Origin of the sequence: Paenibacillus xylanilyticus, from assembly GCF_009664365.1 — a bacterium.
Taxonomy (GTDB): domain Bacteria; phylum Bacillota; class Bacilli; order Paenibacillales; family Paenibacillaceae; genus Paenibacillus; species Paenibacillus xylanilyticus_A.
Map to the genome: position 1 here is coordinate 616,692 of NZ_CP044310.1, position 14,789 is coordinate 631,480.

The window sequence follows — 14,789 nt, forward strand, 5'->3', positions numbered from 1 at the left end:
ATTTGGCCCTGTAGAAGCTGGGAAAAAAGAAAGCTGAGAAAAGCGATTATTCTTTTGCATAATACTGCATGTTTTTCACGTGAGAAAAGTCACTGAAAATTCACGATAAATCGCCGAAATATGGCAAATATTTTCAAATTAAGAGGTTTACATTTATAACTGAAATCGTTTGCAAACTAAGTTGTGGTGCGGTTTTTATACATAAGTGAACAATTTGTGAACATGTGTCCAAAGATTGACAAAAGCATACCCTCAACTTATATTTAATAAGTGATTGAACCATATAGAATGAATTGGAAGAATGCGCAGACATGCCCTTTGGAGGAAATGAAGGGGGTTCTGGAAGCGTTATTTTTGGAAGCGTTCTGTATGACGGACAGGATTATGCGGATCGGGCTGAAGTGACCTTATCAGGCTAAACTTCGAACGATAACGGTAATCTACGAAAATGTTAAAAAAGTGGGGTAGATCAATGATGAAACAGTGGCAGGTTGCAAAGCGAATTCTCCCCTTGCTGGCGGTGTTCTCTTTGCTGCTATCCGCATGCGGGCGGGAAGACTTGTCGGTAATGAAACCTCAGGGTCCTGTGGCACAAGGCCAATATGATCTGATGAAGCTGTCCATTACGATTATGATCGTAGTGCTCATCATTGTATTTGCCATTGCTGCGTACGTGCTGATCCGGTTTCGCAGACGTGCCGGGCAGAATGAAGTTCCCGAACAGGTTGAAGGCAATTTCAAGCTGGAAGTGATTTGGACAGCCATTCCGCTATTGCTGGTTATTGTACTGGCCGTACCGACAGTTCAGACGATCTTTGCCCAAGGCGAAGATTTGTCCAAGGACAAAAATGCAATACAGGTCAAAGTTACCTCACATCAGTATTGGTGGGAATTCACTTATCCTCAATATGATGTTACCACCTCTCAAGATCTTATCATCCCGACCGGCAAAAAAATCGCATTCGAATTGAAAACCGCGGACGTGCTTCACTCCTTCTGGGTGCCGTCACTTGCGGGCAAAATGGACACAAACCCGGATGGAACCGTGAACAGATTTAGTTTCTCGGCACCTAATGAAGGCGTTTACCGCGGGAAATGTGCGGAGCTATGCGGAAGGTCGCATGCCTTTATGGAATTCAAAGTAAAAGCAGTCAGCCAAGAATCCTTTGACAGATGGGTCAATGAGATGAAGGCACCGGCAGTGCTGCCGGAAGATACACAGCTTGCTGAAAAGTTCAAAACGAACTGCTTGTCTTGCCACGCAGTTGGCGATCAGGGCGGACCTGTTGCCCCGAATCTCACAGGAATCGGCGGCAAGGAAGCTGTCGCAGGTATTTTGCTGAACCAGCGTGAGGGACAGGAAGAAGGTAATCCGGTGCTGGATAACATGAAACAATGGCTCCATGATCCACAATCCGTGAAGCCAGGCAATACGATGCCTAATCCAAAAGATCTTGGACTTACGGATGAAGAAATCGACGGAATTGCCGAATATCTAGCCAACTACAAATTGGACTATGAATAGAACAGCAAGGACGAAGAAGGGGGTACACTACCTTGGCTCATGCTCATAGCGTCAAGCGGTATAGGGGCTTGATGGATTGGATCACCACCGTCGATCACAAAAAGATTGCCATTCTCTATTTAATTGCAGGTGGATTATTCTTCGGGATTGGCGGTATTGAAGCCATCTTGATCCGAATTCAGCTGATGAAGCCGATGAATAGTTTTGTATCGGCTCAGGTCTTCAACGAATTGATTACGATGCATGGAACAACGATGATCTTCCTTGGTGTCATGCCCATCATATTTGCCATTATGAATGCTGTTGTTCCTTTGCAGATTGGTGCCCGGGACGTCGCCTTTCCATTTATTAATGCACTAGGATTCTGGACGTTCCTGTTTGGCGGACTGCTGCTGAACCTGAGCTGGATCATGGGCGGGGCGCCTGATGCAGGCTGGACGTCATACATGCCGCTCTCCAGTAGTGAGTACAGCGGAACCCATGGTGTGGACTTCTATACGATTGGTCTACAGATAGCTGGTCTCGGAACACTCATCGGCGGCATTAACTTTCTCGCCACGATCATTACGATGCGTGCACCCGGCATGTCCTATATGCGGATGCCGATGTTTACATGGACAACATTTATTACTTCAGCCATTATCCTTTTTGCATTCCCTGCCATCACGGTGGGATTAGTACTGTTGACGTTTGACCGTATTCTGGGAGCCAACTTTTTCGATGTCGCAAATGGTGGTAACCCTGTACTCTGGCAGCACATTTTCTGGATCTTCGGACACCCGGAAGTGTACATACTCATCTTGCCGGCGTTTGGAATTATCTCGGAAGTTATTCCGACCTTTGCACGCAAGAGATTGTTTGGTTACAGCTCCATGGTGTTTGCAACCATCCTGATTGCCTTCTTGGGATTCATGGTATGGGCACACCACATGTTTACAACGGGCCTTGGCAATGTGGCTAATGCACTCTTTTCAATCTCAACCATGCTGATTGCCGTACCGACAGGGATCAAAATCTTTAACTGGCTCTTTACGATGTGGGGTGGACAGATCCGCTTTACGGCTGCGAACCTGTTTGCTGTAGGATTCGTTCCAACCTTCGTCATGGGTGGTGTCACAGGTGTCATGCTTGCATCTGCACCAGCTGATTTCCAGTTCCATGATACGTACTTTGTCGTAGCCCACTTCCACTATGTAATCGTTGGTGGCTTGGTTCTTGGATTGTTCTCGGGCCTCCATTACTGGTGGCCGAAGATGTTCGGTCGCGTTTTGAGCGAAACACTTGGGAAATGGACATTCTGGACATTCATGATCGGTTTCCAATTAACGTTCTTCGTTCAGCATTTCCTCGGTCTGATGGGGATGCAGCGCCGGATCGTTACATACTTGCCGAATCAGGACTTTGACCTGCTTAACCTTGTCAGCTCCATTGGAGCATTCCTGATGGGTGTAGGTGTGATCATGTTCCTCGTGAACATCGTCATTACAACGAGAAAACCGGTGAATGCACCGAATGATCCGTGGGAAGATGGCCGTACGTTGGAATGGTCCATCCCGTCTCCACCGCCGGAATATAACTTCAAGCAGACTCCGCTTGTTCGCGGAATAGATGCATATTGGAAGGAAAAGATGGCAGGACATACGGAGATGACTCCTGCTGAACCGGTAGGTTCGATTCATATGCCATCTGCAACACCGCTGCCGTTTATCATGTCTGTCGGTATTTTCATTGCCGGACTGGGCCTGATGTTCAGCAAAGACGATTTTGGCAATGCCTTTATGAATGGACTTTTCAATAATTATATTGTGGTTATTATCGGCCTTCTGATTACATTCGGAGCGATGGCCATGCGCTCACTTTATGATGACCATGGCTGGCATATCGAGCCCGAGGATCAGGATGAGAAGGGGGTTAGAACGTGACAACTTCACATGCCGAACCGGTAAGTGGCCAATTGCCGCATGAACCGGAGAAAGCAACGCTGGAGGGACGCAACAAGCTGATTGGCTTCTGGTTGTTCCTTGGCGGCGAGACGGTATTGTTCGGTACACTCTTCGCAACCTTCCTGGCGCTTCGTGGCCAGACCAATGAAGGGCCATCGGCGAATGAACTGTTCCATCTGCCGCTTGTGGCAGCAGCGACCTTCATACTCCTCGTCAGCAGTCTGACTAGTGTATTTGCGATCCAGGCCATGCATCGAGGTAACCGCAGTGCATTGGCACTTTGGCTCGGAATTACGGTAGTGCTGGGCCTTGGATTCCTTGGTATTGAAATTTATGAGTTCTATGAATATGTGGTGCACAAAGAGTTCGGGATGACCACCAGTGCATTCAGCTCCGCTTTTTACACGCTGGTTGGATTCCATGGAGCCCACGTTGCATTCGGTATTCTGTGGATAGGACTTATTATCGGGCAGCTGTTCAGAAAAGGATTAACGGTCGTAACTGCACCAAAGGTATACGTCTCCGCAATGTACTGGCACTTTATTGACGTGGTCTGGGTGTTTATCTTTACGGTCGTCTACCTGCTCGGAAAGGTGGGTTAACACATGTCGGTACAGGATAAGAGTGATCAACAACCTGTGAAACATCGTCACCGGACAGAAGGACCGCAGAAGCATGTCGTTGTGTTTATATTCTCCATCATCCTGACGCTCATTGCGTTTGCAGCCGTTAAGGCAGGGGGCGTCAATACATCCTTTACCATCATTCTTTTGGTGGTTATGGCCATTCTTCAGGTATTTGTGCAGCTAGGATACTGGATGCACATGAAGGATAAAGGCCATCTGATGCCCATCCTGTTTATGGCTTTCGGATTTTTCGTAGCATTCACGTGCATCATCATGGCACTCTATTGGGTTTGGTGGTAAATGAGATGGCGGCGGCGCAGTGCCGCCGTCTTTTCCCCTTTTAGGCGATGGAATGAAAAAGATGGTTTAAGGCTACAACCAAATCAGGTCACCGGGAGGTTTCCCGTATGCTCGGGTTGCAATACTTCAGTTTCAACGATTTATGGAGTCCCTTCATTCTTGCGTTATTTTTACTCATTGCAGCTGTATATCTGTTTGTCGTAGGTCCGTTAAGTGAAAGGGTTACGGATGCAGAACCTGCTACCGCTGCACAGAAAATCATGTTTATTACAGGTCTGGCCGTGTTCTATCTTGCCCAGGCCGGACCATTTAATTTGCTGGGGCACGTCATGTTCAGCTTTCACATGGTAAGCATGGCTCTGTCTTATCTGGTTGCTCCACCTTTATTGATGAAAGGGCTGCCCCTTTGGGTGTGGCGAAAGATCATTCAGTGGCTGCCAGCGCGGCAGTTATCCTTTTTAGCTCATCCGATTGTCGCGGCATTACTCTTTAATGGTTTATTTTCGCTGTATCATCTGCCCATTGTCCATGACTATGTCATGCTGAATTTTACGGTTCACCGACTGTATTACTTGGTTCTCTTTATTACCTCTATGCTCATGTGGTGGACACTTCTTAATCCACTGCCGGAGGCAAGACAGGCGTCAGGACTGTCGAAGATTGGTTTTATCTTTCTAAATATGGTGCTGTTAACACCAGCCTGCGGCCTGATCATTTTTGCGTCCGAGCCGTTATATGCAACGTATAGTAATCCTGCCGTATGGGCGGAAGCGATGAGATATTGCGTGTCAGGGGACTCCTCGGCATTATTGCGTACATTTGGAGGTCCAGGTTTCTTTAACTTCCTGTCTTCTGCCAAAGAGGATCAGCAGGTGGGTGGTATTTTGATGAAGTTTATTCAGGAGGGTATCTTCGTATCCATGCTGGCATATGTTTTCTTTCAATGGTACCGCAAGGAAAAACGCGAAGATGATGATGATCCGTATCCTGTAGAACGTTCAGGTGGACCACTTAATCCTGCGAAATAAGCCTTAGTTATGTTCAGACAAGAGGGGGAACACACGATGGATATGCATTTTTTGCTACCTACGATCAGTACTTCTTTCATTGTGATTAGCGCTGTACTGGTTGGGATCGGCTGGGTGTTAATCGTTCGCGGTAAAAAGGAGGCTCATCAGTCCATGATGATAGCTGGAGCTGTCGCAGCTCTGCTATTCTTTATCATCTACATGTCCCGAACGATATTTGTAGGAAATACCGCTTGGGGCGGTGATCCGGAGATGGAGATCTTCTATCGAATCTTTCTGATCTTTCATATTATTCTCGCGACAGCAGCTGCGGTCTTCGGTATCTCTACCCTGGTGCTGGGATTCAAGAAGAAATTTGCTACACATCGTCGCTGGGGACGGTTTACATCCATGATCTGGTTCAGCAGTGCACTGACAGGCGTTGTTGTATATGTCCTGTTATATCTCCTTTATCCTGGCGGGCACACGCGCCCTGTATGGGAAGTCATCCTCGGGGTGTAGAACAGTAAACAGATTCTTTGAAAATATGAAAATGGATGAATGGATTCGTTCAATCGTCCATACCTTCTCTCTCATCCTTACATAGAATGAGATCGAGAGGGGGAAACAACAAGTGAAAAAAATAGTCCAAGTCAGTCAAACGTATCCACGTCTCACGGTGTATTCAGAAGAGAACTACAGAGGGAGAAGCCGGATTTACCGTGGTAACACGGGTCTGCGCAATCTGGATAACATTCTGGATGGGGTAGAGAGCCTGCGCTTTTTCTCGACAAGTTCCAATGCAACACTGGTTGTGTTTACGAGACCAAACTTTCAGGGGGGATTCCGCGTTTATCGTGGCAATACCAATCTGAGAGATTTGGATGATCTGATTCGGGGAAATGATGTAGAATCCCTGATCTCCACCAATCAACGGCTGACACTAGCCGAAATTCGTGCCATCCGAAGTAATCGCAGTTTGCCAAGCGGCTACAATTTGGTGTAAAAGTTTGACCTCTTCTGCATACAGGTGCCGGAAAATTGAAAGAGTTGATTCCGTTTTGTGTTCGCACAATATCGGAGTCAGCTCTCTTTTTTTGCCTGCTTTTTGTATACACACCTTTAGTCCGAAGCAGTTGTTAAACGTACAGGGTGGTAACTGCCCTAAGCCAGCCTTTCATACTACATCACTGCAATGTCCAAGGGAATAAATTCCTGCTATATTCCTGATTCAGGAAAAAAAGGGTTGACGGTACGAAGTAAAGGTCTGTATACTGTGTATATTGATATATACAGTAAACACAGTGAACACAGCTTGCATAGTAAAAGTGTGAGATGGAAAGGCAGGCAATGTTATGAATGATTGGAAGCAAGCTTGGTGGCTAACCCGCAGCGAATGGAGTAAGGACCGGTATCAATGGTTATGGTCTGCAATGTTTATGATCTATGTTGGAGCTATGGGTGGTGTCATGTTATATGGACAGAGGGAGGAAAGTGCACTTAACACGATTTCGGATTCCTACTTCTTGCTTATGATTCCATTTCAGGGATTTATCTTCTCCAGACGCTCTTTCCGTTACATACAGGAAGATTCGTATACACAGATGCTGACCTACTATCGCAGGCTTCCCATCTCGGCAGAGACCGTCATGTGGGGACGCATTCAGCAGGCTTTGCTGGCCTTCATCTATAATGGCATATTCTACTATGGCGCGTTGTATGTCTCGGTGATGCATCTGGAAGGGTTTCGATGGGATCAGTATCTAGCCTTTGCCCTAACGTGTACAGGATACGGGTTACTGATTACAGGGTTCTATATTTTTGGGGAATTTCTACACACAGGCAAAAAGTATTTGTTAATCAGCATGCTGTTTATACCTGTAATTGTCCTCATTGCGCTCTTCATTCGAATCATGGGTGGAAACGGATTGCAATATGCCGTAGAAATCAGCAAAACCTGGGGATTGTTATCACCATTTATGTGGGGCTCGCTAATATTGGGATTTGCGGTGTTATGGTTGCTTAGTCGCTTAACACTAAGGAAGTTATCGAAGCGGGATTTAAGTTAAAGGTAAGTCAAATATAGAACGACATCGAGGATAACCGGCACTATCGTGCAAGTGAACTGAAGTGTACGGGAGGGTGAGGTGCAGGACTTGAATATACCGATTCAAATTAATGAAAATAGTGCTGAACCTTTATATCACCAAATTGAAAACCAGCTAAGATCTTTAATTATAACGGGTCAATTGGGGGAGGGAACGCATTTGCCATCCATTCGCGAATTTGCAGGTTCGTTGAATTGCAGCGTGATTACTGTTCGCCGGGTTTATCAGGATCTGGAGAATGAAGGCTTACTTCGAACGAAGCAGGGTACGGGCACGTTTGTAGCCAAGGTTGATGCAGGAGATCGGGAGAACTACAAATTGACAGCAGCAAGAGAAGCGTTGCAGGCAGCCGTGCAGTCCGGTAAATCCGTTGGATGCAGTGAAGAGGAAATGGCAGGATTGTTTCAAGAGATTTTGCAGTCGATCTACTATCCGAATAAGGGGTGACGAAACATGGAACCAATTGCGGTTCAGCTAAACGGTGTATCCAAAATGCGCAAGCGTAGAATCATTGGCCCTATTGATCTCGTCATTCCCGAGGGATACGTGGTCGCCATATTGGGTCATAACGGTTCGGGAAAAAGCACGCTGCTGAATATGCTTCAGCGGGTAGTACTACCGGATTCCGGCCAGATTATGTGGTTCGGACAGCACCACGAAGGTGAACTTCCTACAGAGCTGAGAGAGCATATTGGTTTTGTGGCAGACGGTGGAGGTTCGGAAGAGGACAATATAACCGCTGTTGAAGCTGCCAGATTCCGGGCACATTGGTACACCCGTTGGGATGCTAAGCTGTTCAACCAGCTAATGAATGATATGGATGTTCCCTATGATGTAAAACTGAAGAAGTTGTCCAAAGGAGAGCGTCGCAAATTCGAAATAGCGGCTGCGCTTGCTGCACGGCCGAGATTACTCCTGCTGGATGAGCCTTCTTCTGGGCTTGATCCATTTGCCTGGAAGGTCATGGTCGAGCAGTTCCGCAATTTCATGGCGGATGGGGATACCACCATTTTAATAGCAACACATATAGCAGATGAAGTGAAGCGTCTGGCGGATTACATCGTACTGATGCACCGAGGCCAATCACTTGGAATGGCGGAAAAAGATGTCGTGCTCGATCAATGGAGAGAAATCTGGTACGAAGGCGATCTAAGACCGGAGAGTATACCAGGGGCTGTTGAGTCGAAGCAGGAGGCTGGAGCCATACGGGTGATTACGACCCGGGTAGTTGAAGCGCAGGAGAGGCTGGAGCTTGCAGGCAACCGCATCATGAAAATCCGAAACCTGGAGCTGGACGAAGTGCTGCAATACTGGATTGCAGGTTACGCTCCGACACTGTGGAGATAAACGAAGGAGGATGATAGATGATGAACAGATTGGAACTGAAGCAGGTTGTGAAGCAATATGCAGATAAGACGGCTGTTAACGGTGTTACGCTTAATGTGGAAGAAGGAGAAATCTATGGATTGCTGGGTGCCAATGGTGCTGGTAAAACAACAACGATGCGCATGGTGCTTGGTCTGATTCATCCGGATGGTGGAGAGATACGATATAACGGCAAGCCTTATAGTACCGAGCTGCAGCAGATCATGGGTTATCTTCCGGAAGAACGCGGACTGTATCCCAAGGTGAAGGTCAGTGACCAGATCAATTATTTGGCCCGTCTTCGCGGCATGAATGGCAAGGATGCAGACAAAAGCCTAAGATACTGGCTGGATCGATTCGAGGTCCCTGAGTATTATGACAAAAAGATTGAGGAGTTATCGAAGGGTAACCAGCAAAAGATGGGCTTTATCGCTGCGGTGGTGCACCGTCCTCAGATTCTTATTCTTGATGAGGCGTTTAGCGGCTTAGATCCAGTAAACGTAGAATTGCTCAAATCCACTGTTAAGGAATTGCGTGATGAAGGAACAGCTATCCTGTTCTCGACACATCGCATGGAGCATGTTGAAGAACTTTGCCGTCAGATAACAATTCTACATCGCTCCAACACTGTAGTTCAGGGAGAGATCAAGGAGATCAAGAACCGCTATCCGCGGGAACAGGTGTCCCTGAATACCACTGGCAATGTGGATGGTTTGGATCAATTGGCCGGTGTAAATAAGGTGGAGCGGAATGAGCGTGGATATCTAATTCACATTGCTCAGGTTGAGGCAGCCCAGGAGATATTGAAGCACGCAATGAATCAGACGACCGTAGAGCATTTTGAGATCAAAGAACCAACGCTTAACCAAATCTTTATTCGTGAGGTGGGTGAGTCGAATGAATAAAATGGGAACGATCACCGGATTTACGTTCAAAAACAAAGTCAAAACGAAATCATTTGTAGTTACGACCATTGTGCTCGCACTTTTAATTTCAATCGGACTTAATGTACCTTATTTCATTACCTTGTTTAACGGTGGATCTATCGGTGGTGGGGCTGCAGGAGACCATCCTGTAAATATTGGGCTTCTAAGTGCGGGACAGCCAGAAGTATCGGAGAAGCTGGAGAAGTTCTCGTCCGCACAAGGAGATCAGGCGTACCGATTCATTGCTGATGGTACTAAAGATGAAGCTGCGCTAAAAGCAGACGCGGAATCCGGACTTACGGATGGGTATCTGAAATTTGAAACGACCCAAGGACAGGAGTTCCCACAGCCGATCCTGTATTCAACGGAAGAGGTGTCTCCTCAGATTATTGCTTCTATAGAAGCAGCGCTGCAAAGTGTGAAGCTGGATGTCGTTGTGAAGGACGTACTCACGGCTGAGCAAAAGGAATTGATTAATACTCCTGTTAAGGTTAGTGAGCAAAGCTTGAGTGCTGATGAAGCAGGAGCTGAGGCAGGGTCAGAGAATGGCATGAGCCCGATTAACTACATTGTGGTATACCTGCTGATCATCCTTCTGTTCACATCTACTATGATGACAGGTAATATGATCGCATCCGAAATCACAGCGGAGAAGAGTTCCCGCATTATGGAGATTTTGATTACCAGCGTGTCTCCACTGAGTCAGATGTTTGGTAAAATCATCGGGATATTTATGGTAGGTATGCTTCAGATCGGTATCTTCGGTGCGGTGGTTGCAGGGAATGTGCTGCTTCCTCATAACCGTGATGTTCTGAGTGATTTCAGTTTGAACCTGAGTGATGTAAACATTGCCGTTATTGTATACGGACTAATCTTCTATATCCTGGGTTACTTCCTATATGCAGTGATGTTTGCTGCAATTGGTTCGATGGTTAGCCGTACAGAAGAACTGGGTCAAGCGGTGCTACCGATTACGATGCTTTCACTCGTTTCCTTCTATATTGCAATCTTCAGTATCGCAACACCGAACATTCTGCTGTTAAAAGTGGCCAGCTTCATACCGTTTACCTCACCTACGGCTATCTTGGTGCGAATCGGGGCAGGGGTTGCTCCAACATGGGAGATACTAGTGTCTTTGGCTATTCTAGTTGTATCGATCTTTATCTTCGGCTGGCTGGCTGCCAAAATCTATCGCACGGGTGTGTTGATGTATGGTAAGCGTCCAACCTTCAAGGAACTGTTCAAGGCAATGAAAGCTTACAAAATTTAAATTAATTTAAACTTTAATTAAGAGTTAGTTTAAGAGCTTTGCTTCTTCTTGTGCGAGCTGCTGTTATTGCTGTTGCAGGGCTGTGGATGGCTGGAAGTAAGAAGTAATTATCAAAAGGGAGAAGGGGACCATCTCAGGAAAAAGGTGGAACCCTTCTCGGTCTATTATCGTAAGAATGAGGGATGTTCATTCTATGAACGAATAGATTTGCCCTACTATATATCTAAAGGAGATACATAATATGAAAAACTGGAAACGCATGCTCTTGTCTCTCACTATCTCGGTTGGTTTGCTTGCTTCAGCGGTACCGGCCATGGCTGCACCTCAAGAGACTTCCGTTAAAGTCAATGACCAGACAGTAGAGTACACTGTAGGGGCACCAATGAATAACAAGGGAACAACATTGGTTCCGCTTCGCTCCACGCTTGAAGCAATGGACGTGAAGCTGACGACTGCGACAGATGATACAATTACGGCTGTGGTGGACGGCAAAACGATTACACTCAAAAGCAAGCTTACACGCATTAATGGCGTAACCTATGCACCAATTCGTATTGTTGGGGACGCTGCAGGCTATGAAGTAAAATGGGATGCGAAGACGCGTACCGTTTTGCTTGTCTCCAAGGGAGTGGAAACAGCTGTACAAACGGGTGGCCGCGGCTTCATGTGGGAAGTGGAGAGCAACGGGAATACGGTATATCTGGTAGGTTCCATGCATATTGCTGATGATAGCTTCTACCCATTGCGCGAGGAATTTGAAGAAGCTTTTGCTGAAGCGGATTACCTGGGTGTTGAGATCGACATCAGTAAAGCGGCTGATGAGGCACAACAGAAGTTGATTCTCGATCTGGGATCTTATCAGGATGGAACTACACTGAAGGATCATGTTTCAAGTGAGACTTATACCAAGCTGGGGGATATCCTGAAGAAAAACGGACTCGAGCCTAATGCCCTGGACGCATTCAAGCCTTGGGTTGCAGAGAGTACGCTTGCTAGCCTGAAGTCTACGACGGTTGGATATGAAGCATCCGCGGGTGTGGATTTGTACTTCATTCAAAAGGCTATTGAGAGCAAACTGCCTATTATCGAGCTGGAATCGTACGAGTCCCAACTGGGCATGTTTAACGACTTCTCCAAAGAGCTGCAAGAGGAAACATTGAAAGCTACATTAGACAACTTCGATGTTCTTGATGATAGTGTGAACCAAATGGCTGAGATGTGGAAAACGGGTAATGATGAGCAGTTGCTTGAGCTTACCAATAGCTTCTCTGACAACGAGGAGTACAACAAGGCAATGCTGATCGACCGTAACATTGGCATGGCTGACAAGATTGATGGATATCTGAAGAGTGATAAGAAAGAGGAGTACTTTATCGTTGTAGGTGCTGCCCACTACCTGGGTGAGCACGGCATCGTGAAGCTGCTTGAAGATAAGGGTTATACTGTAGAACGTAAGTAACATTATATCATTATAGATACAACCCTCTCACTTCGGAGTAGAAGCGGGAGGGTTGTTATCTTTATATAGAAGAAAGACAAGATATATGGAGTGCCGATATATGCTCGTGTCCCAAGTTATTAGAAGATGTGGAACTTTGAATAACAACTGGATATCTAATATATAAATTATTTTTATAAAAACACTTTACAAGATGTTTTGATATATGATATATTAATTTTCCGGCCAAGAAAACACGAGAAACACGGTGCGGTAAGCAAACTGAAAAGCTTCGAAAGAAATTAAAAAAAAGTGCTTGCTAAATTGGTTGGAACATGATAATATATAAGAGTTGCTGAAGAGAACAACACTCGGATGCAAACGTCGTTTGATCTTTGAAAACTGAACAACGAGTGAGTAACGATCTTGCTTGCAAGATCGAAAAGCTGAGAAGTTGGTACAAGTCATCTGACTGTATGATTTTGAAGCGAAAATGAGATTTTTAATCTCGTCAGATTCAAAATGAGCTAATCGCTCTTTTCAATACTTTATTGGAGAGTTTGATCCTGGCTCAGGACGAACGCTGGCGGCATGCCTAATACATGCAAGTCGAGCGGACTTGATGAGAAGCTTGCTTCTCTGATGGTTAGCGGCGGACGGGTGAGTAACACGTAGGCAACCTGCCCTCAAGCTTGGGACAACTACCGGAAACGGTAGCTAATACCGAATACTTGCTTTCTTCGCCTGAAGGGAGCTGGAAAGACGGAGCAATCTGTCACTTGAGGATGGGCCTGCGGCGCATTAGCTAGTTGGTGAGGTAACGGCTCACCAAGGCGACGATGCGTAGCCGACCTGAGAGGGTGATCGGCCACACTGGGACTGAGACACGGCCCAGACTCCTACGGGAGGCAGCAGTAGGGAATCTTCCGCAATGGGCGAAAGCCTGACGGAGCAATGCCGCGTGAGTGATGAAGGTTTTCGGATCGTAAAGCTCTGTTGCCAGGGAAGAACGTCCTTGAGAGTAACTGCTCAAGGAGTGACGGTACCTGAGAAGAAAGCCCCGGCTAACTACGTGCCAGCAGCCGCGGTAATACGTAGGGGGCAAGCGTTGTCCGGAATTATTGGGCGTAAAGCGCGCGCAGGCGGTCATTTAAGTCTGGTGTTTAATCCCGGGGCTCAACCCCGGATCGCACTGGAAACTGGATGACTTGAGTGCAGAAGAGGAGAGTGGAATTCCACGTGTAGCGGTGAAATGCGTAGAGATGTGGAGGAACACCAGTGGCGAAGGCGACTCTCTGGGCTGTAACTGACGCTGAGGCGCGAAAGCGTGGGGAGCAAACAGGATTAGATACCCTGGTAGTCCACGCCGTAAACGATGAATGCTAGGTGTTAGGGGTTTCGATACCCTTGGTGCCGAAGTTAACACATTAAGCATTCCGCCTGGGGAGTACGGTCGCAAGACTGAAACTCAAAGGAATTGACGGGGACCCGCACAAGCAGTGGAGTATGTGGTTTAATTCGAAGCAACGCGAAGAACCTTACCAGGTCTTGACATCTGAATGACCGGTGCAGAGATGTACCTTTCCTTCGGGACATTCAAGACAGGTGGTGCATGGTTGTCGTCAGCTCGTGTCGTGAGATGTTGGGTTAAGTCCCGCAACGAGCGCAACCCTTGATCTTAGTTGCCAGCATTTCGGATGGGCACTCTAAGGTGACTGCCGGTGACAAACCGGAGGAAGGTGGGGATGACGTCAAATCATCATGCCCCTTATGGCCTGGGCTACACACGTACTACAATGGCCGGTACAACGGGCTGTGAAGCCGCGAGGTGGAACGAATCCTAAAAAGCCGGTCTCAGTTCGGATTGCAGGCTGCAACTCGCCTGCATGAAGTCGGAATTGCTAGTAATCGCGGATCAGCATGCCGCGGTGAATACGTTCCCGGGTCTTGTACACACCGCCCGTCACACCACGAGAGTTTATAACACCCGAAGTCGGTGGGGTAACCGCAAGGAGCCAGCCGCCGAAGGTGGGATAGATGATTGGGGTGAAGTCGTAACAAGGTAGCCGTATCGGAAGGTGCGGCTGGATCACCTCCTTTCTATGGAGAATCGTCTTCTGCAACGAAGACATTCAAATCTAAAATCTAGCCAGGTCGGCTAGTTACTCACTCGTTGCTCAGTTTTGAGAGCTCAAACTCTCAAACAGCTTGCTTTTGCATGGAGCTTGTTCTTTGAAAACTAGATATCGAAACGAAAATTGCGAATTAGAACATTCCTTTT

The 14,789-nt window shown here is 46.9% G+C and carries 13 protein-coding genes and 1 rRNA gene; all 14 read left to right on the plus strand.

The features are described 5' to 3' along the window. Positions 1–472: 472 nt before the first annotated feature. The 14 genes from coxB (at position 473) to F4V51_RS02970 (ending at position 14,608) form a co-directional block, all read left to right on the plus strand. The gene (coxB, locus tag F4V51_RS02905; RefSeq protein ID WP_153976779.1) at positions 473–1,525 is read left to right on the plus strand and encodes a cytochrome c oxidase subunit II; all 1,053 of its coding nucleotides are present in this window, start codon (positions 473–475) and stop codon (positions 1,523–1,525) included. 71 nt (positions 1,526–1,596) lie between these two features. After that, a complete protein-coding gene (gene ctaD / locus F4V51_RS02910; protein ID WP_416226529.1) occupies positions 1,597–3,447 on the plus strand; it encodes a cytochrome c oxidase subunit I in 1,851 nt (616 codons plus the stop codon). Further along, the gene (locus F4V51_RS02915) at positions 3,444–4,070 is read left to right on the plus strand and encodes a cytochrome (ubi)quinol oxidase subunit III (protein ID WP_095291892.1); all 627 of its coding nucleotides are present in this window, start codon (positions 3,444–3,446) and stop codon (positions 4,068–4,070) included. The genes ctaD and F4V51_RS02915 overlap by 4 nt, the downstream gene beginning before the upstream one ends. 3 nt (positions 4,071–4,073) lie before the next feature. Continuing rightward, positions 4,074–4,394: a cytochrome C oxidase subunit IV family protein gene (locus F4V51_RS02920; RefSeq protein ID WP_095291893.1), complete on the plus strand. Its 321-nt coding sequence runs from the start codon at positions 4,074–4,076 to the stop codon at positions 4,392–4,394. A 107-nt stretch (positions 4,395–4,501) separates the two neighbouring features. Further along, positions 4,502–5,422: a cytochrome c oxidase assembly factor CtaG gene (ctaG, locus tag F4V51_RS02925; RefSeq protein ID WP_153976781.1), complete on the plus strand. Its 921-nt coding sequence runs from the start codon at positions 4,502–4,504 to the stop codon at positions 5,420–5,422. A 36-nt stretch (positions 5,423–5,458) separates the two neighbouring features. Next, positions 5,459–5,923 carry a DUF420 domain-containing protein gene (locus F4V51_RS02930; protein WP_153976782.1) on the plus strand — a complete coding sequence of 155 codons (465 nt, stop codon included), beginning with the start codon at positions 5,459–5,461 and terminating at the stop codon, positions 5,921–5,923. 112 nt (positions 5,924–6,035) lie between these two features. After that, a complete protein-coding gene (locus tag F4V51_RS02935) occupies positions 6,036–6,407 on the plus strand; it encodes a hypothetical protein (RefSeq protein ID WP_153976783.1) in 372 nt (123 codons plus the stop codon). Positions 6,408–6,756: 349 nt separating this feature from the next. Next, the gene (locus tag F4V51_RS02940) at positions 6,757–7,470 is read left to right on the plus strand and encodes a hypothetical protein (protein WP_153976784.1); all 714 of its coding nucleotides are present in this window, start codon (positions 6,757–6,759) and stop codon (positions 7,468–7,470) included. 87 nt (positions 7,471–7,557) lie between these two features. After that, positions 7,558–7,956, plus strand: a complete 399-nt coding sequence (locus F4V51_RS02945) for a GntR family transcriptional regulator (protein WP_153980537.1) — start codon at positions 7,558–7,560, stop codon at positions 7,954–7,956. Between the two features lie 6 nt (positions 7,957–7,962). Beyond that, the gene (locus tag F4V51_RS02950; RefSeq protein ID WP_153976785.1) at positions 7,963–8,856 is read left to right on the plus strand and encodes an ATP-binding cassette domain-containing protein; all 894 of its coding nucleotides are present in this window, start codon (positions 7,963–7,965) and stop codon (positions 8,854–8,856) included. A 20-nt stretch (positions 8,857–8,876) separates the two neighbouring features. Next, positions 8,877–9,779: an ABC transporter ATP-binding protein gene (locus tag F4V51_RS02955; RefSeq protein WP_153980538.1), complete on the plus strand. Its 903-nt coding sequence runs from the start codon at positions 8,877–8,879 to the stop codon at positions 9,777–9,779. Next, entirely contained in the window at positions 9,772–11,070 is a 1,299-nt protein-coding gene (locus F4V51_RS02960; RefSeq protein WP_153976786.1) for an ABC transporter permease, read from the plus strand. Before F4V51_RS02955 ends, F4V51_RS02960 begins: the two co-directional genes overlap by 8 nt. 241 nt (positions 11,071–11,311) lie before the next feature. After that, positions 11,312–12,529: a TraB/GumN family protein gene (locus F4V51_RS02965; RefSeq protein WP_153976787.1), complete on the plus strand. Its 1,218-nt coding sequence runs from the start codon at positions 11,312–11,314 to the stop codon at positions 12,527–12,529. Between the two features lie 527 nt (positions 12,530–13,056). Then, positions 13,057–14,608, plus strand: a 16S ribosomal RNA gene (locus F4V51_RS02970). Positions 14,609–14,789: the final 181 nt, after the last annotated feature.

What these genes read in the sequence shown, in the direction of transcription:
- coxB (WP_153976779.1), top strand. Translation starts at nt 473, where the DNA reads ATGATGAAACAGTGGCAGGTTGCAAAGCGAATTCTCCCCTTGCTGGCG.
- ctaD (WP_416226529.1), top strand. Translation starts at nt 1,597, where the DNA reads ATGGATTGGATCACCACCGTCGATCACAAAAAGATTGCCATTCTCTAT.
- F4V51_RS02920 (WP_095291893.1), top strand. Translation starts at nt 4,074, where the DNA reads ATGTCGGTACAGGATAAGAGTGATCAACAACCTGTGAAACATCGTCAC.
- ctaG (WP_153976781.1), top strand. Translation starts at nt 4,502, where the DNA reads ATGCTCGGGTTGCAATACTTCAGTTTCAACGATTTATGGAGTCCCTTC.
- F4V51_RS02930 (WP_153976782.1), top strand. Translation starts at nt 5,459, where the DNA reads ATGGATATGCATTTTTTGCTACCTACGATCAGTACTTCTTTCATTGTG.
- F4V51_RS02940 (WP_153976784.1), top strand. Translation starts at nt 6,757, where the DNA reads ATGAATGATTGGAAGCAAGCTTGGTGGCTAACCCGCAGCGAATGGAGT.
- F4V51_RS02950 (WP_153976785.1), top strand. Translation starts at nt 7,963, where the DNA reads ATGGAACCAATTGCGGTTCAGCTAAACGGTGTATCCAAAATGCGCAAG.
- F4V51_RS02955 (WP_153980538.1), top strand. Translation starts at nt 8,877, where the DNA reads ATGAACAGATTGGAACTGAAGCAGGTTGTGAAGCAATATGCAGATAAG.
- F4V51_RS02960 (WP_153976786.1), top strand. Translation starts at nt 9,772, where the DNA reads ATGAATAAAATGGGAACGATCACCGGATTTACGTTCAAAAACAAAGTC.
- F4V51_RS02965 (WP_153976787.1), top strand. Translation starts at nt 11,312, where the DNA reads ATGAAAAACTGGAAACGCATGCTCTTGTCTCTCACTATCTCGGTTGGT.